This window comes from Micrococcus sp., from assembly GCF_034179925.1.
Classification (GTDB): domain Bacteria; phylum Actinomycetota; class Actinomycetes; order Actinomycetales; family Micrococcaceae; genus Micrococcus.
The window spans coordinates 186,656-203,640 of sequence record NZ_JAXFPG010000032.1 but is presented as its reverse complement, the minus strand read 5'-3'; the positions used below and the strand labels follow the sequence as shown (position 1 = coordinate 203,640).

Here is a 16,985-nt window from a genome sequence, read left to right as displayed (position 1 = left end):
CCGCGCGGAAGGAGAGCCCATGCACTGCCCGTACTGCCGCCACGAGGAGTCCCGTGTGGTGGATTCCCGCTCCCTGGAGGACGGCTCGGCCACCCGCCGTCGCCGCCAGTGCCGCGCCTGCGGCAAGCGCTTCACCACCATGGAGACCACCGCCCTCACGGTGGTCAAGCGCTCCGGGGTGGCTGAGCCGTTCGAGCGTTCCAAGGTGATCAACGGGGTGCGCAAGGCCTGCCAGGGCCGGCCCGTCTCGAATGACGACCTCGCCGTGCTCGCCCAGGAGGTCGAGGAGGCCGTGCGTGCCTCGGGCAACGCCGAGGTGGACGCCCACGACGTCGGCCTGGCCATCCTCGGGCCGCTGCGCCGGCTGGACCTGGTCGCCTACCTGCGCTTCGCCTCCGTCTACCGGGACTTCGACTCCCTGGAGGACTTCGAGGAGGAGATCGCGGTGCTGCGAGCCCAGGAGGGACAGGCCCGGCGCCGCGCCGGCGTGCAGCCGCGCCTGTCCTCCCGTTGAACGGCGGGGCCGGTCAGTCCGGCAGCCCGGCCTCGCTCTGGGCCGCGAGCGCCGCGCCGACGATGCCGGCGTTGTTCTTCAGCTGGGCCGGCACGATCGGGGTGTTCAGGTCCAGCAGGGGCAGATAGTCGTCCGGGCGCTTGGAGATGCCGCCGCCGACGATGAACAGGTCGGGGGAGAAGATCCGCTCGACGTGTGAGAAGAACCGCTGCAGGCGGACCGCGTACTCGGGCCAGGAGAGGTCCTCGCGCTCGCGGGCCTTGGCGGAGGCGCGGGCCTCGGCCATGACGCCGTCGAGCTCGAGGGAGCCGACCTCGAAGTTCGGCACCAGGACGCCCTCGTGGACCATGGCACCGCCGATGCCGGTGCCGAGGGTGATCACGAGCACGAGCCCGCTGACTCCCTGGCCGGCGCCGTAGCGGGCCTCGGCCAGGCCGGCGGAGTCGGCGTCGTTGACCACGGTGACGGGGCGGCCGAGGGCCTCCTCGAAGCGCTCCTGGATGTTGGTGCCGACCCAGGAGTGGTCGATGTTGTTCGCGGAGAGGCAGGCGCCGTTCTTCACGATGGAGGGGAAGCAGACGCCCACGGGGCAGTCCTGGGCCGGGGCCTTGGGGCGGTGGTCGAGCTCGCTGACGATCTGTGCGAGCGTGCGGGCGACGGTGTCCGGGGTGGCCGGCTGCGGGGTGGGCAGGCGGAAGCGGTCGCCGCGCAGGCTGCCGGACTTGCCGCGGTTGCCGAGGCGGACGAGGCCGCCCTTCATGCCGGTCCCGCCGATGTCGACGCCGAGCAGGGTCGGGGTCGAAGGCTGACGTGGCGGGGGAGTGGCGCTGGAGAAGATCACGCGGACAGTGTACGGACCCCCGGGCCCGGATCGCAGAGCACGTCGCCCGTGGTCGTCGTGCGGTGTCGGAGGCGGTGGGCCGCGGGGGGCCTTCTGCCCGGGTCTCAGGGGAGGGTGAGGATCTCCGCGCCGTCGTCGGTGACGACGATCGTGTGCTCGAACTGGGCGGTGCGCTGGCGGTCCCGGGTCACCACAGTCCAGCCGTCGTCCCACTGGTCCCAGTCGATGGTGCCCAGGGTGATCATCGGCTCGATGGTGAACACCATGCCGGGCACGAGCAGGCGGTCGTGGGCGGGGGCGGCGTCGTAGTGGGGGATCACGAGGCCGGAGTGGAAGTCGACGCCGACGCCGTGGCCGATGAAGTCCCGGACCACGCCGTAGCCGAAGCGCTTGGCATAGGACTCGATGGCACGGCCGATCACGTTGACCTGGCGGCCGGGCTTGACGGCGCGGATGCCGCGCATCATGGCCTCCTCGGTCCGTTCGACCAGCAGGCGGGACTGCTCGTCCACCTCGCCCACCAGGTAGGTGCGGTTGTGGTCCCCGTGCACGCCGTCCAGGTAGGCGGTGATGTCGAGGTTCACGATGTCCCCGTCCTCCAGGACGGTCGAGTCCGGGATGCCGTGGCAGATGACCTCGTTCAGGGAGGTGCAGATCGACCGGGGGAACCCGCGGTAGCCCAGGCAGGAGGGGTAGGCGCCGTGCTCCACGAGGAAGGCGTGGGCGATGCGGTCCAGCTCGTCGGTGGTGACGCCGGGGCGGATGTGGGCGGCGGTGTGCTCCATCGCCTGCGCGGCCAGACGGCCGGCGGCACGGATGCGCTCGACGCCGGCGGCGTCGTAGACGTCCGAGGCACCGCCCTCATTCGGGTTCACCTTGCCCACGTAGTCCGGCCGCGGGATTGAGGCGGGCACGGCGGGGGCGGGGGACTGCTCACCGGGGGTGAGGGCCCCGACGGGGGCGAGCGCACCCGGCTCCGGCGCCGGCGGCCCGTCCGGGCGGGGTCCGTTGTGGGAGGTCTCGGGCGCTGCGGAGGTCGACATGCGCTCCAGGGTATCGCCCGGCCCTGCAGGGTCGCCCCCGTGGCCTTGGTGACGTCGCGGCACCACCGGGAACGTCGGGTGAAGGGGTGTGCACAGGTTTAGTTGACTTTTCTCACTTCCGATGTGAAGATCCTCAGTATCCGGGCATGCGTCCGGGGTGTTCAAGGAGGGATCCCATGGTCAGTCGTCACATCCCAGCCGCCCCTGGTGCGGGGCGCACGGCCCCCCGGCGGGCCCTCGCCCTCCTCGCCTGTGCGGGGCTCGTCCTCGGCGTGAGCGGGTGCCGCGCCCAGGACGAGGTGGACTCCCTGCGCACCTCCACCCGGACGGACGCGTCGGCCACGAGCTCAGGCATCCCCCACTCCACGTCCCCCGGGGAGCCCGAGCGAGTGGACCCGACCCCGGTGTCGCCGACGTCGTCCGAGGAGGCGGCCGAGGAGCCGACCGTGGCCTACACCATCACCCGCGTGGCCCACGGAGGGGAGGAGCTGGAGATCCCCGCGGACCCGACGGTGCTGATCCCGGAGGGGAAGAGGAGCTTCCGCCTCCTCGTCCCCACCTGCCCCTCGTTCCTCTTCGACATCGAGGTGGTGTCCGAGACGACGTGGGTCGGCACGAAGTCCGCCTACCAGAGGGCGGAGGCATGTACTGCCAGCACCCCGCAGACGGAGCGGTTCTCGGCTCTCGCCCAGGACCTGTTCGTGGGCGAGATCGAGGTCGCCGACCAGGGCAGTCGCCTCGTCCTCTCCGCCGACGGCGCGGAGATGACCCTCGACCACCAGCCGCAGTGAGCCCGTCGGCCGGGCCAGGACCTGCATGGCCTCCACCCTCTAGGGTGACGGCATGAGCGACACCACCGAGTACTGGTTCAACGTCCGCACGCACGAGGTCGAGGTCGGCGCCCAGTCCGACTGGAAGGAGTTGCTCGGCCCCTACGCCACCCGCCAGGAGGCCCAGGCCGCCCTGGAGCGCGTCCGCGCCAACAACGAGGCCGCCGACGCCCAGGACGAGGAGGATGACGACTGGGGCGCCCGCCCCTGACCCCTCGGACGCTCCGCGCCCCCTGGGGTCTCAGCCCGCGGGTGTGCGTTCAGCCCTCGCCGGCGTGCGTTCAGCCTTCGAAGGTGTGCTCCGGGGCGGGGAACTCGCCGTCGAGCACGTCCTGCCGGTAGGCGCGCACGGCCTCGCCCATGATCTCCCCGACGGCGGCGTACTGCCGCACGAAGCGGGGGGTGCGGCCCGAGCCCAGGCCCAGCATGTCCTGCCACACGAGCACCTGGCCGGTGGTGACCGGGCCGGCGCCGATGCCCACCGTGGGCACCCGCAGGGCCCGGTCCACGGCCTGGGCCACCGGGGTGGGCACCATCTCCATGAGCACGGCGAACGCGCCGGCCTCCTGCAGGGCGAGTGCGTCGGCGATCAGCTGGTCGGCGGCCCCCTCGCCACGGCCCTGCACCCGGTAGCCGCCGAGCACGTGCTCGGACTGGGGGGTGAAGCCGATGTGGCCCATGACCGGCACGCCCGCGGCGACCATCGCCGCCACATGCGGGGCGAACCGGGCCCCGCCCTCGGCCTTCACGGCGTGCGCCCCGGCCTCCTTCAGCAGCCGGACGCCGGCGGCCACGGCCTGTTCAGGGGAGGCCTCGTAGGAGCCGAAGGGCAGGTCCGCCACCACGAACGCGCGCCGGGCCCCGCGCACCACGGCCCCGGCGAACAGCACCATCTCGTCCAGGGTCACCGGCAGGGTCGAGGAGTGGCCCAGCACGGTGCTGCCGAGGGAGTCGCCCACCAGCAGCACCTCCACGCCGGCCTCATCGAACACCGCGGCCGTCATCGCGTCGTAGCAGGTGAGCATCGCGAAGCGGCGGCCCTCATCCTTGGCCCGCTGCAGGTGCACGGTGCGGTAGCGGGCGGGCGCGGCCGGGGCGGCGTCAGCCGAGGGGGCGCGGTGCGGGCTCGGGTAGGGGGACGCGGAGGTGTCGGAGGTGTTGGACATGGGCGCGAGTCTACGGCGGCACAGTAGGGTGGCCCCCATGGACCGTCAGCAGGACTTCGTGCTCCGCACCATCGAGGATCGGGACGTGCGCTTCGTGCGTCTCTGGTTCACCGACGTCGTCGGGACCCTCAAGTCGGTGGCCCTGGCCCCGGCCGAGGTCGAGGCCGCCTTCACCGAGGGGCTCGGCTTCGACGGCTCCTCGATCGACGGCTACACGCGCGTGTCCGAGTCGGACATGCTGCTGCAGCCGGACCCCTCCACCTTCCAGATCCTGCCCTGGCGCGGCGAGCAGGGGCAGACCTCCCGCATGTTCTGCGACGTGCTCACCCCGGACGGCCGCCCCGCCGGCGCCGACCCCCGCCACGTGCTGCGCCGGGTGCTCGACGAGGCCTCCGCCATGGGCTTCAGCTGCTACACCCACCCGGAGATCGAGTTCTACCTGCTCGCCTCGGACCAGCCCGGCCCCGACGGCCAGCCCGTGCCCGTGGACTCCGCCGGCTACTTCGACAACGTCCCCGGCGGGGACGCCACCGACTTCCGCCGCGACGCCGTCACCCTCCTGGAGGACATGGGCATCTCCGTGGAGTTCAGCCACCACGAGACCGGCCCCGGCCAGAATGAGATCGACCTGCGCGCCGCCGACGCCCTCACCACGGCGGACAACGTCATGACTTTCCGTGCCGTCATGAAGGAGGTCGCCGCCCGGCAGGGCAACTACGCCACCTTCATGCCCAAGCCGTTCGCCCACCACCCCGGCTCCGGCATGCACACCCACTTCTCCCTGTTCGAGGGGGACGAGAACGCGTTCTACGACCCGTCGGACGAGTTCCGCCTGTCCGTGACCGGCCGGCAGTTCATCGCCGGCCTGCTGCGCCACGCCGACGAGGTCAGCGTGGTCACCCAGCAGTTCGTGAACTCCTACAAGCGCCTGTGGGGCGGGGACGAGGCCCCGGCCTACGTCTCCTGGGGTCACAACAACCGCTCGGCGCTCGTGCGGGTGCCGCTCTACAAGCCGGACAAGGCCGGGTCCGCCCGCATCGAGTACCGCGGCCTGGACGCCTCCGCGAACCCGTACCTGGCCTACGCGCTGCTGATCGCCGCAGGTCTGAAGGGCATCCGCGAGGGCTACGAGCTGCCCGAGCCGGTCACGGAGGACGTGTTCTCCCTGACCTCCAACGAGCGTCGGGTGCTCGGGCACACCCCCATGCCGGGCACCCTGCACGACGCCGTCCGGCGCGCCGAGGAGTCGGAGTTCGTCGCCTCGGTGCTCGGCGAGCACGTGTTCGACGCCCTGCTGCGCAACAAGCGCCAGGAGTGGGACGACTACCGTGTGGAGGTCACACCGTACGAGCTGCGGCGCTACCTCTCCGGGCTCTGAGGCCCGCCGTGGACACCGGGACACCCGCCGTGGGCACCGGGACACCGGCCGGCGGCGGCGAGCGCCGTGGGGAGCTGCCCCACCGCCGCGGACTGGTGCAGGCGGGCGTGGCGGACCTGCGCCGCGCCGAGTCCTTCCTGACCTCCTCCGCCCTCGAGGGGCGGGACCTCGGCCCCCTGCTGGCCGCCCTGCCGCACGCCGCGGACCCGGACGCGGCACTGCTGCTCGTGGTGCGCCTGGCTGAGCGGGCCCCGGCCCTGCCGGCGGCCCTGACGGACCCGGAGGTCGCCGTGCCCCTGGTGCGCCTGCTCGGTGCCTCCACCGCCCTGGGCGAGTTCCTGATCCGCCGCCCCGAGCACGTCGACCTCTTCCTGGACCCGGCCGCCGCGGCCGCCACCGCCCCGGCCCTGGCCCAGCCCGACCCCGCCGGAGGCACCGACTGGCAGGACGCCGCCGCCGACCTGCGCCGCCTGCTCCTGGAGGCCGTCGGCGCAGACCCGGCCGCCGAGCCCCCGGTGGCCGCGCTCACCGGGGCCGAGGCCGCCGTCGCCCTGCGCGAGGCCTACCGGCGCCAGCTCACCGCGATCGCCCTGGCAGACCTGGCCTCCACGGACCCGGGCGCGGCCATGCCCTCGGTGGGGGCGTGGCTGGCCGACCTCGCCGGCGCCGCCCTCGAGGCCGGCCTGGCCGTCTCCCGCGCCGAGCTCACCGCCCGCGAGGGCGAGGCCGTGGCCGCCGTCGAGCTCGCCGTGATCGGCATGGGCAAATGCGGGGCGCGCGAGCTGAACTACGTCTCGGACGTGGACGTCGTGTTCGTCCACGACGTCCGCCCCGCCGCCCCCGACGACGGCCCCCCCACCGCCGGCGCGCCGGCCCCCGAGCCCGCCGCCCCCAGCGGCTCCGAGGCCGCCCGCCTGGCCGCGGAGCTGGCCTCCGGCATCTCCCGGGCGATCACCGGAGCCGCCCCCGAGCCCGGCCTGTGGGAGGTGGACGCCAACCTGCGCCCCGAGGGCAAGGACGGCGCCCTGAGCCGCACCCTCGACTCCCACGAGGAGTACTACCGCCGCTGGGCCCACGGCTGGGAGTTCCAGGCCCTGCTCAAGGCCCGCCCCGTGGCCGGTTCCCCGGAACTCGGCCGCCGCTACGTGGAACGGATCTGGCCGCGCGTCTGGGAGTCCTCCACCCGGGAGGGGTTCGTGGACTCGGTCCGGGCCATGCGCACCCGCGTGATCGACACCATCGCCCGCGGCGAGAAGGACCGCGAGATCAAGCTCGGCCCCGGCGGCCTGCGGGACGTCGAGTTCACCGCCCAGCTGCTCCAGCTCGTCCACGGCCGCGCCGACGAGACCGTGCGCGTGCGCTCCACCCTGGACGCCGTCGACGCCCTGCAGCGGGCCAGCTACATGAGCCCCGCCGACGCCGCCGCCTTCGACGACGACTACCGGTGGCTGCGCGTGCTCGAGCACCGCATCCAGCTCGTGCACCTGCGCCGCACCCACCTGATGCCCGTCAAACCCGAGAGCCGGCGCGTCGTCGCCCGCTCCATGCGCGGAGCCGGACACACCGAGCCCGCCTCCGCCGAGGACCTGATCGAGCACTACACCGAGATCCGCCGCCAGGTACTCGGCCTCCACCAGACCGTCTTCTACCGGCCCCTGCTCTCCACCACCGCCGCCCTCAGCGACGGCGACGTCCGCCTCACCCCCGAGGCCGTGCGCGAACGCCTGGCCGCCCTCGGCTACCGGGACCCGCGCGCCGCCCTGGCCCACATCGAGGCCCTCACCCGCGGCGTCTCCCGCCGGGCCGGGATCCAGCGCCAGCTGCTGCCGGTCATGCTCGGCTGGTTCGCCGACGGCGCCGACCCCGACGCCGGCCTGCTCGCCTTCCGCCGCATCTCCGAGTCCCTGGGCTCCTCCCCGTGGTTCCTGCGCATGCTCCGGGACTCCACCGACGCGGCCCGCCGCCTGTGCACCGTGCTCGCCGGGTCCCGCCTCGTCGGGGACCTGCTCGAGCACACCCCCGAGGCCGCCGCCTGGGTGGGCGACAGCCGCGAGCTCGCCCCCCGCCCGCTGCCCACCCTCTGGTCCGAAGTCACCGCCCGCATGGACCGCCACGCCGACGGCGAGACCCCCGCCCGGGCCATGCGCCACGTGCGCCAGATCCGCCGCCGCGAGATCCTGCGCACCGCCCTGGCCGACACCGCAGGCCTGCTCGGCCTCGAGGAGGTCGGCCAGGCCCTCGCCGACGCCGACCAGGCCGCCGTCATGGGGGCCCTGCGCCTGGCCCAGGCCCAGGCCGCCGGCCAGGACGAGCCGAGCACCGACGTCGTGGTGGTCGCCATGGGCCGCCAGGGCGGCCGGGAGATCTCCTACGGCTCCGACATGGACGCCCTGTTCGTCCACCGGCCCCGCCCCGGCGCCGACCCGGACCGTGCCGCCGCCGAGGCCGAGACGGTCGCCCGCACCGTGATCACCCTCCTGAAGCAGCCGGCCGCCCCGCCGCTGCCCGGCGAACAGCCGCTCGAGGTCGACGCCGGCCTGCGCCCCGAGGGCCGCCAGGGTGCCCTCGTGCGCACCCTCGATTCCTACCGCGAGTACCACGCCCGCTGGGCGGAGGTCTGGGAGCGCCAGGCCCTGCTGCGGGCCCGGCCCGTCGCCGGGGACGAGGCGCTCGCGGACGACGTGCGCCGCTGGGCGGACTCCGTGCGCTACGGCTCCGGGCTCAGCACCGCCGAGGCCCGGGAGATCCGGCGGATCAAGGCGCGCGTGGAGGGCGAACGGCTGCCCCGCGGTGCCGACCCGGCCCGCCACGTCAAGCTCGGCCGCGGCGGCCTCTCCGACGTCGAGTGGCTCGTGCAGTCCCTGCAGCTGCGCCACGCCCACGAGCTGCCCGAGCTGCGCGTCACCGGCACCCTGCCGGCACTGCGCGCCCTGGCCCGCCACGAGCTGCTCGCCCCCGGTGAGGTCGCGATCCTCGAGGAGGCCTGGCTGCTGGCCACCCGGGTGCGCGGCGCCCTGGTGCTGTGGACCGGGCGCACCGCGGACGTGCTGCCCACCAACGCCCGGGACCTCGACGCCGTCGCCCACCTGGCCGGGGCCGCGGACGGGCCCGACGTCGAGGAGCGCTACCTGCGGGTGACCCGTCAGGCCCGGCAGGTGTTCGAGCGGCGCTTCTACGGGCTCTGAGCGCGGCGTGTCCGGAGGCGCCAGCTGAGGGCGCAGGCTGCCTCATGGCCGCGACCGCCGAGCGGTGCGTTCAGCCCCGGGCGTCCGAGCCGGCGCCGATCACGTGCTCGCCCAGCAGCTCAAGGGAGCGGAGCCGGGCGGCGTGATCGGGCACGGGCACGGTGAGGATCAGCTCATCGGCCTGCACCCCGCGGGCGAACCCGGTCAGGTGCTCGCGCACCTGCTCGGGGGTGCCCACCGCGGTGCAGCGCAGCATCTCGAGCACCTGCTCCCCAGCCGGGGAGTCCAGGAGCACGTCCACCTCCGCCTCGGTGAGCTCCCGGCCCCGGCCGAGCATCATGCGGATGCGGGCCCGGCGGACGGCCTCCCACTGGCGCGCGGCCTCCTGCTCGGTCTCGGCGACCACCACGTTGGCCGCGACGATCAGGTGCGGGGCCGCCAGGGCCTCGGAGGGCTCGAAGTGCTCCCGGTACAGCCGGGCGGCGTGCTCGAGCATCTGCGGGGCGAAGTGGCTGGCGAACGCATACCCCAGCCCCAGACGTGCGGCCAGCTGGGCCCCGAACGCGCTGGAGCCGAGGATGAACAGCGGCACGTCCGTGTCCGTGCCCGGATACGCCTGCACCCCGGGGATCCGGCTGTCCCCGCGCAGGTAGGCCTGCAGCTCCAGTACATCCTCCGGGAACCGCTCCGAGGCGGACGGATCCCGGCGCAGCGCCTGCAGAGTTCGGTGGTCGGTGCCCGGGGCGCGCCCCAGCCCCAGATCGATGCGCCCCGGGTGCAGTTCGGCGAGCATGCCGAACTGCTCGGCCACCACGAGGGGGGAGTGGTTGGGCAGCATGACCCCGCCGGCTCCCAGGCGGATCGTCTCCGTGTGGGCGGCCACGTGGGCTACGAGCACGGCTGTGGCCGAGGAGGCGATGGAGGGCATGTTGTGGTGCTCGGCGTACCAGACGCGTTCGAAGCCCTGGGCCTGCGCGGTGCGGGCCAGCTCGACGGACTCCCGCAGGGCGTCGGCGGTGCTCGCCCCCGGGCGCACCATGGCGAGGTCGAGCAGGGACAGCGGGGGCGTACCGGCTTCGCCGCCATCCGGGGAGGTGGTCGGGGGGTGTGTCGTCGTCTGATCGTGCATCGGGGTTCTCCTGGGGTCCTCGGTCCGTTCCCCGGCGTCAGCGCGGCCCGGCCGCCCCGTATTCCGGGCCCACGACGACGACTGCCCGCCGTCCCGGGGAAACCGGGGCGACGGGCGGTCGGTGCGGCGGGCAGGGCCCGGGCGACTCACACGGAGTAGTAGAGCTCGAACTCGTACGGGTTCGGGCGGGCCGCCAGGGGGGCGATCTCGGCCTCACGCTTGTAGTCGATCCAGGTGCGGATGAGCTCCTCGGTGAACACACCGCCCTCGAGCAGGAACTCGTGGTCCTCCTCCAGTGCGCGCAGCGCCTCCTCGAGCGAGGCCGGGGCCTTCTGGATGTCCGCGGCCTCCTCGGCGGGCAGCTCGTAGAGGTCCTTGTCGATCGGCTCGGCCGGCTCGATGCGGTTGCGGATGCCGTCCAGGCCGGCCATCAGCTGTGCGGCGAACGCCAGGTAGGGGTTGCCGGAGGCGTCCGGGGCACGGAATTCGAGGCGCTTGGCCTTCGGGTTCGACCCGGTCACCGGGATGCGGATGCCTGCGGAGCGGTTGCCCTGCGAGTAGACCATGTTCACGGGGGCCTCGAAGCCCGGCACCAGGCGGCGGTAGGAGTTCACCGTGGGGTTGGTGAACGCCAGCACGGCCGAGGCGTGCTTGAGCAGGCCGCCGATGTACCAGCGGGCGGTGTCCGAGAGGTTGGCGTAGCCCTTCTCGTCGTAGAACAGCGGCTCGCCGTTCAGCCACAGCGACTGGTGGCAGTGCATGCCCGAACCGTTGTCCCCGAAGACCGGCTTCGGCATGAAGGTGGCGGTCTTGCCGTAGGTGTCCGCGACGTTCTTGATGACGTACTTGAACTTCTGCAGGTCGTCCGCCGAGTGGGTCAGCGTGTTGAAGCGGTAGTTGATCTCCGCCTGGCCGGGGGCGCCGACCTCGTGGTGGGAGCGCTCCAGCTCCAGGCCCACCTGGGTGAGCACGGCGCACATCTCGTCGCGCAGGTCGGCCTGCTTGTCGGTGGGGGACACCGGGAAGTAGCCGCCCTTGAGGGCGGTCTTGTGGCTGAGGTTGCCGCCCTCGTCCTCGCGGTCGCTGTTCCACCAGGCCTCCTCGGAGTCCACCGAGTAGAAGGAACGGCGGGGGGAGGACTCGTAGCGGACGTCGTCGAACACGAAGAACTCGGCCTCGGGGGCGAAGAACGCGGTGTCGGCGATGCCCGTGGAGGCCAGGTAGGCCTCGGCGCGCTGGGCGACGCCGCGCGGGTCGCGCATGTAGGGCTCGCCGGTGCGCGGGTTCACGATGGAGAAGTTCATCGTGAGGGTCTTGCGGATGCGGAACGGGTCCACGAACGCGGTCTCCACGTCCGGGATCAGCTGCATGTCGGACTCGGCGATGCCGGCGAAGCCGCGGATCGAGGAGCCGTCGAACAGCTGGCCGTTGACGAAGAAGTCCTCGTCGACCGTGGAGGCGGGCACGTTGAAGTGGTGCTGCATGCCCGGCAGGTCGGTGAAGCGGATGTCGACGAATTCGACGCCCTCGTTCTTGATGTATGCGAGGACGTCCTCGACGGAGGTGAACACGATGCTCTCCTGGCCTTGGCTGGCGACTGGGTCTGACACAGCCGCCCGGGGCGACTGCGATGTGTCCCACCCTACGTCCCCGCCGTGTGACTGGGGTGTCCGGCGTGTTTCGGGCGTGTAACACGGCCCGTGTCGGCCACTAGGCTGGCCCGGTGGCACGCAGAGCACCCGACCCCCGCCAGGACCGCCCCCGCAGGCGCCGTGAGGACGACGACGGCCCCGCGCCCGAGCGCCCCGCCCCGACGGGCACGGCGTCCTCGGGCACTGCGCCCACCGGTGAGCCGCTGATCACCCGGCGCGACCTCGCCGGCTGGGTGGACGGCCCCGGCGGCGGCCGGGCCGGCGGGCGCTGGCCCGGGGACCTGCTCGGCCTGCCCCAGCACGGGCCCTCCTCCCTGGCGACGGCGGCCCGGCGCATCCTGGCCCTCTGCCTCGACTGGGCGTTGGCCCTGGGGATCTCCGCCGCGGCGTTCGGCTCCGACCCCATCGCCACGCTGCTGGTGTTCGCCGCCATGCACGTGATCGGGATCAGCCTGGTGGCGACCACCGTGGGCAAGGCCGTCTGCCGCACCCAGGTGGTGCAGCTGGGCGGGCGTCAGGCCCCGCCGTGGCGGGTGCTCGTGCGCACCGCACTGCTGTGCCTGGTGCTGCCGGCCGTCGTGGTGGACCCGGACGGCCGCGGCATGCACGACCGCATCGCCGGCACCGTCGAGCTGCGCATGTGAGCGCCTGCACCGGCTAGGGAACGAGGACGGGGGCCCCCCCCGGGGGGGGGGGGGGCCCCCCGCCCTCGTCTCGGGGCTCAGCCGTGGCGGAACTCGGCGTCGGGGCTCAGCGGCCGCGCAGGCCGCGGCGGTCTGGGCGGGCCCGCATCGGGTCCACGCCCTTGGGGATCGGCGGACGCTGCGAGGTGATCGCAGACAGGCGCTTGTCCACGGTGGCCACCTCGTTGGCGGTGAGCTTCTTGGGCATGGCCTTGATGGTTCGCACCACGTCCGGCAGCGGGGTCTGGTTCTCGCCGCGGCCGGTCTCCACCACGTGCACGGGTACGCCGGGCAGGAAGCGGCGCAGGTCGCGCTCCTCCTTCTGCAGCAGCCGGGCCACGCGGGTGGAGGGCCCCTCGGTCACCAGCACGACGCCGGGCCGGCCGATCGCGCGGAACACCACATCCCGCGTGCGCGGGTTCATGGCCACCGGCTGTTCCGAGACGATCCAGCCGCGGCCGAGCTGGGAGATCGCCGCGCCCGCGCTGCCGGTCTGGCCCTCCAGGCGCCCGTACATGGCGCGCTGGCCCATGCGGTTGAGCACGATGACCGCCGCCAGCACCGCGAACGGGATGCCGATCAGCAGCCACGTGATCCAGTTGTTCAGCAGCAGGCCGATCACCAGGAACACCAGCAGCACGGCCAGGGCCGTCCCCGCCAGGTACAGCGGCGTGCGCGGCTGCGCCTCACGGGTGATCCCGTAGATCTGCTTGACGCTGGAGATCACGCCTGGACCGGAGGAGGCCCGGCGTGCCCGGCGCTGAGCGCGCGCATCCGCCTTGACCTGCCGGCGACGCTCGCGCTGCATGGCCTTGACCTCCTTGAGGGAGGTGGAGGACGAGCCGTTCGAGGTGGGGGAGGAACTGTTCTTGGCCATAGCGCGGTCCAGTCTAGCCGCGGGACTCAGGACATCCGCCCCACGACGGCGGCGGCCTCCTGCTGCGCGGTGCGCTCGCCCGCCAGGTGCTGCAGGTGCTCGGGGATGGTGCGGCCCAGACGCTCCATGGCCTGCGCGTAGAGCTTGCCGGCACGGTAGGAGGAGCGCACGAGCGGACCGGCCATGACACCGGCGAAGCCGATCTCCTCGGCCCGGTTCGACCAGTTCACGAACTCCTGCGGCTTCACCCAGCGGTCGATCGGGTGGTGCAGCTTCGAGGGACGCACGTACTGGGTGATCGTGATGATGTCGCAGCCGGCCTCGTGGAGGTCCACGAGCGCCTTGTCGATCTCCTCGTCCGTCTCGCCCATGCCGAGGATGAGGTTGGACTTCGTGACCAGCTCCTGCTCCTTGGCCATGGTGAGCACACGCAGGGACTTCTCGTAGGTGAAGGCCGGGCGGATGCGCTTGAAGATGCGCGGCACGGTCTCCAGGTTGTGCGCGAAGACCTCCGGCCGGGCGTCGAACACCTGCTGCACCAGCTCCGGCACGGCGCCGAAGTCCGGGGGAAGGATCTCCACGCCCGTGGTGGGGCTCATCTCGTGGACGCGGCGGATGGTCTCCGCGTACAGCCCGGCGGCACCGTCCTGCTGGTCATCACGGGCCACACCGGTGATGGTCGCGTAGCGCAGGTCCATCTCCTGGATATTCGTGGCCACCTTGACCGGCTCGTCCGGGTCCAGGGGGGCGGGCTTGCCGGAGGCGATGTCGCAGAAGTCGCAGCGGCGGGTGCAGATGTCGCCGCCGATGAGGAAGGTCGCCTCGCGGTCCTCCCAGCACTCGAAGATGTTCGGGCAGCCGGCCTCCTCGCACACGGTGTGCAGGCCCGAGCCCTTGACGGTGTTCTTCAGGCTGATGAACTCCGAGCCCATCTTGACCTTCGCCTTGATCCAGTCGGGCTTGCGCTCGACGGGCACTTCGGCGTTGCGGGCCTCCACGCGCAGCAGGCGGCGTCCTTCGGGTGCGGCAGCGGTCATGAGTCGGATCCTTCCGTGGGGGTGACGGCGATGTGCTCCGGGCCCAGCTCCTCGAGGTGCCGGACGAGCACGGGGAGGACGTCGGCCGGCGTCAGGGTGCGGCCCGTCTCCTCCGAGAGCGTGGTGGTGGCGGCGTCGGAGATGCCGCACGCGATGATGCCGGCGTACGGGGCCAGCGAGTTCGAGCAGTTCAGCGCGAACCCGTGCATCGAGACGCCGTCGTGGATGGCCAGCCCGATGGCGCCGAGCTTGCGCTCCGGGCGGGGACGGCCGTCCGCGTCGGTGTCCGCGTGGAGCCAGATGCCCGCACGCCCGTCCACACGGACGGCCGTGACGCCAAACTCGGCGGCGGTGCGGATCAGCAGCTCCTCGATGAACCAGACGTAGTCGCGCACGTGCGCGCGGCTGCGCAGGCGGACCACCGGGTAGCCCACGAGCTGGCCGGGCCCGTGCCAGGTGATCTTCCCGCCACGGTCGACGTCCACCACGGGGGCGCCGTCGGTGGGACGCTCGGCGTCCTCGGTGCGGCGGCCCGCGGTGTACACGGGGGCGTGCTCGAGCAGCAGGATCTGCCCGTCCGAGCGGCCGGCCACGACGTCCGCGTGGATCGAGCGCTGCAGATCCCACGCCTCCTGATAGTCGACGACGTCAGGGGAGAGCCCGAGGACCCGCACGGGCGGAAGAGGGGGTGTGGACATGGGCTCCACTCTAGTCGTCTCGAGGACCCCGGCTGTGGACAGTCGCCACATGTCGACACCGGACACGGCAGGCTGGGAGGTGACGGCGCGGGCCCGCGCCGAGTCCGCCTCGCGCGAACACTCGCGGACACAGCTGACGACGAGGAGCATCCATGCAGGAATCCCGGTGGGAGGCAGGCCCGAACACCCCCGACGACGGCCCCCAGCGCACCCTCGAGGACGTCCCCGAGTGTGCCTCCGGGGGCGCGCCCGTGCCGCCGGTCGTGGAAGGCTGGGAGGCCGTGCGTCGCCTCGCGCGCGGCGGGCAGGCCGAGATCTGGCTCGTGCGCGCCGAGGACGGCCGCGAGCTCGTGCTCAAGGTGGCCGGCCCGGGCCAGGACCCCTCCGCCGTCGCCGCCGAGGCCGCCGCCTACGGGCACCTCAGCCACCCCCACCTGCTGCGGGTGCTGGGCCTGGTGGACACCGACCGCGGCCCCGGTGTGCTGAGCGAGCGCCTGCCGGCCGGATCCGTGGCGTCCCTCGTCCGCCAGGCCGGGCCGCTGACCCCGGCGCAGGCGGTCACCGTGCTGGTGCCCGTCGCCCAGGCCCTCGCCCACCTGCACGAGCACGGGGTGGTGCACGGGGACGTCACCCCCGCGAACGTCCTGTTCGCCGTGGACGGGCGTCCCGCCCTCGCGGACCTCGGTGTGGCCCGGGTGGTGGGCGGCCCGCAGGGCTCCGGCGGCAGCCCCGGCTTCCTCGCCCCGGAACAGCTGGGCCCCGACGGGCAGCCCCGGATGGAGACCGACGGCGGTGCGGGGCAGACGGAGCCGCTGGCGGGGGAGGACCCCGCATTCGGGGCTGCCGCCGACGTGTACGGCTGGGCGGCGCTGGGCTGGTTCGCCCTCACCGGGCGTGTGCCCGCCGCATCGGCCGGGCGGGCACCGCTGCCGATGCTCGTCCCGGACGTGCCTGTGGAGCTCGCCCTCCTGCTCGAGGCGGGCCTGGATGCGGACCCGGCGGCACGGCCCAGCGCCGCCGAGGCCGCGCGGGCCGCGTACGCCGCCGTGGAGCCCGAACCCGTCCCCTTGCACCACGGGGCCCCCTCCGAGGTGGCCCACCTGCTGCCGACGGCGGTGCCGCACCGTGGACGTGCCGGCACAGGACGGAGGGGGTCAGGCCGGTGGGGCACAGGACGCGGAGGCCGCGGGCATGGAGGTGACGCTCGGGGAGGCTGGGATCGCACCGGCCGCGGTCCCAGCCCCCGGGCGCGGCTGGCGGCCCTCGGAGGGGCGGCCACCGTCGTCGGGGCTGTGGCGCTGGGGGCGGCGCTGACCGGTGGCGGCCCGGAACCGGCGGGCGGGGAGGCGCCAGTGGCGGAGGCACCGGGGCATGAGGAGCCACCGGGGAATGAGGAGGCACCGGGGCTTGAGAGCACGTCCGAGACGCCGTCGGCACCGGAGCCCGAAGGGAGCCCTGCGACGTCAGCGGGGCCCGGACCGTCAGGGCAGACCGGGCCGTCCGCAGAGACCGCACCATCAGGGGAGGTGAGGGCGTCCGACTCGGTCGCCGGGGACGCCGAGCTGACCGCCGAGCTGGAGCGCCTGGCCGCCGCGCGCACGGCGGCGCTGCGGGACCCGGACTCGGCCCACGTGGATGCCTATGCAGCAAAGGGAACCCCCGCATGGGAGCGGGACCGGCAGGTACAGCGCGAACTGACCGAAGGCGACTACCGGTTCGACGGGCTCGAGATCCGCCTCGACCCCGACGGCGAGCCCACCCCCGCCGACCACGGCGGCCTGCACGTCCCCGCCCGGCTGACCACCTCCGCCCACCGGCTGCTCGACGCCCGGGGGCGCACCGCTGACGAGGTCCCCGAGAGCCTCGAGGCCGTCACCCTGGAGCTGGTGCCCGCTGCGGATGGCACCTGGGCGGTGGCCGACGTGCGACCACGCTGACACGCGGCCCGCGGA

15 protein-coding genes are annotated in these 16,985 nt (G+C 73.5%); 7 read left to right on the top strand and 8 right to left on the bottom strand.

Translation table 11 applies throughout. The annotated features are described in order from the left end of the window. The first annotated feature begins 19 nt into the window (after window positions 1–19). A complete protein-coding gene (gene nrdR / locus SPI96_RS06655; RefSeq protein ID WP_321081578.1) occupies window positions 20–514 on the top strand; it encodes a transcriptional regulator NrdR in 495 nt (164 codons plus the stop codon). A gap of 13 nt (window positions 515–527) precedes the next feature. On the opposite strand, the gene ppgK is transcribed toward nrdR, so the two are convergent. Both ppgK and map read right to left on the bottom strand, forming a co-directional pair. Further along, window positions 528–1,352, bottom strand: coding sequence for a polyphosphate--glucose phosphotransferase (gene ppgK / locus SPI96_RS06650; RefSeq protein ID WP_321081631.1), 825 nt, complete (start codon window positions 1,350–1,352; stop codon window positions 528–530). 107 nt (window positions 1,353–1,459) lie between these two features. Next, window positions 1,460–2,398 carry a type I methionyl aminopeptidase gene (gene map / locus SPI96_RS06645; protein ID WP_321081577.1) on the bottom strand — a complete coding sequence of 313 codons (939 nt, stop codon included), beginning with the start codon at window positions 2,396–2,398 and terminating at the stop codon, window positions 1,460–1,462. A 176-nt stretch (window positions 2,399–2,574) separates the two neighbouring features. Between map and SPI96_RS06640 the strand changes: the two genes are divergently transcribed. Together SPI96_RS06640 and SPI96_RS06635 are read left to right on the top strand one after the other, a co-directional pair. Next, the gene (locus SPI96_RS06640) at window positions 2,575–3,189 is read left to right on the top strand and encodes a hypothetical protein (RefSeq protein WP_321081576.1); all 615 of its coding nucleotides are present in this window, start codon (window positions 2,575–2,577) and stop codon (window positions 3,187–3,189) included. 52 nt (window positions 3,190–3,241) lie between these two features. Then, on the top strand, window positions 3,242–3,439 hold the full coding sequence (locus SPI96_RS06635) for an SPOR domain-containing protein (protein ID WP_321081575.1): 198 nt from the start codon (window positions 3,242–3,244) through the stop codon (window positions 3,437–3,439). A 70-nt stretch (window positions 3,440–3,509) separates the two neighbouring features. Here SPI96_RS06635 and panB read toward each other — a convergent pair whose 3' ends face one another. After that, a complete protein-coding gene (gene panB, locus SPI96_RS06630; protein WP_321081574.1) occupies window positions 3,510–4,394 on the bottom strand; it encodes a 3-methyl-2-oxobutanoate hydroxymethyltransferase in 885 nt (294 codons plus the stop codon). 37 nt (window positions 4,395–4,431) lie between these two features. Here panB and glnA (SPI96_RS06625) point away from each other — a divergent pair, with 37 nt between their 5' ends. Together glnA (SPI96_RS06625) and SPI96_RS06620 are read left to right on the top strand one after the other, a co-directional pair. Next, window positions 4,432–5,772: a type I glutamate--ammonia ligase gene (glnA, locus tag SPI96_RS06625; RefSeq protein ID WP_321081573.1), complete on the top strand. Its 1,341-nt coding sequence runs from the start codon at window positions 4,432–4,434 to the stop codon at window positions 5,770–5,772. A gap of 74 nt (window positions 5,773–5,846) precedes the next feature. After that, entirely contained in the window at window positions 5,847–8,957 is a 3,111-nt protein-coding gene (locus SPI96_RS06620; RefSeq protein ID WP_321081630.1) for a bifunctional [glutamine synthetase] adenylyltransferase/[glutamine synthetase]-adenylyl-L-tyrosine phosphorylase, read from the top strand. Between the two features lie 70 nt (window positions 8,958–9,027). Here the strand turns inward: SPI96_RS06620 and SPI96_RS06615 are convergent, their stop codons facing one another. Together SPI96_RS06615 and glnA (SPI96_RS06610) are read right to left on the bottom strand one after the other, a co-directional pair. Continuing rightward, on the bottom strand, window positions 9,028–10,086 hold the full coding sequence (locus SPI96_RS06615; protein ID WP_321081572.1) for an LLM class flavin-dependent oxidoreductase: 1,059 nt from the start codon (window positions 10,084–10,086) through the stop codon (window positions 9,028–9,030). Between the two features lie 146 nt (window positions 10,087–10,232). Further along, complete coding sequence (gene glnA / locus SPI96_RS06610) at window positions 10,233–11,657, bottom strand: type I glutamate--ammonia ligase (protein ID WP_321081571.1); 1,425 nt, start codon at window positions 11,655–11,657, stop codon at window positions 10,233–10,235. Between the two features lie 152 nt (window positions 11,658–11,809). Here glnA (SPI96_RS06610) and SPI96_RS06605 point away from each other — a divergent pair, with 152 nt between their 5' ends. Next, on the top strand, window positions 11,810–12,382 hold the full coding sequence (locus tag SPI96_RS06605; RefSeq protein WP_321081570.1) for an RDD family protein: 573 nt from the start codon (window positions 11,810–11,812) through the stop codon (window positions 12,380–12,382). Window positions 12,383–12,488: 106 nt separating this feature from the next. On the opposite strand, the gene SPI96_RS06600 is transcribed toward SPI96_RS06605, so the two are convergent. The 3 genes from SPI96_RS06600 to lipB are packed head-to-tail and all read right to left on the bottom strand — an operon-like array spanning window position 12,489 to window position 15,033. After that, the gene (locus SPI96_RS06600; RefSeq protein ID WP_321081569.1) at window positions 12,489–13,298 is read right to left on the bottom strand and encodes a DUF4191 domain-containing protein; all 810 of its coding nucleotides are present in this window, start codon (window positions 13,296–13,298) and stop codon (window positions 12,489–12,491) included. A gap of 26 nt (window positions 13,299–13,324) precedes the next feature. Continuing rightward, window positions 13,325–14,335 carry a lipoyl synthase gene (gene lipA / locus SPI96_RS06595; RefSeq protein ID WP_321081568.1) on the bottom strand — a complete coding sequence of 337 codons (1,011 nt, stop codon included), beginning with the start codon at window positions 14,333–14,335 and terminating at the stop codon, window positions 13,325–13,327. Continuing rightward, window positions 14,332–15,033 (bottom strand): lipoyl(octanoyl) transferase LipB, encoded by a 702-nt coding sequence (gene lipB, locus SPI96_RS06590; protein ID WP_321081567.1) that lies wholly within the window; start codon window positions 15,031–15,033, stop codon window positions 14,332–14,334. The genes lipA and lipB overlap by 4 nt, the downstream gene beginning before the upstream one ends. A 152-nt stretch (window positions 15,034–15,185) precedes the next feature. Between lipB and SPI96_RS06585 the strand changes: the two genes are divergently transcribed. Further along, window positions 15,186–16,970 carry a serine/threonine-protein kinase gene (locus tag SPI96_RS06585; protein WP_321081566.1) on the top strand — a complete coding sequence of 595 codons (1,785 nt, stop codon included), beginning with the start codon at window positions 15,186–15,188 and terminating at the stop codon, window positions 16,968–16,970. Window positions 16,971–16,985 lie beyond the last annotated feature (15 nt).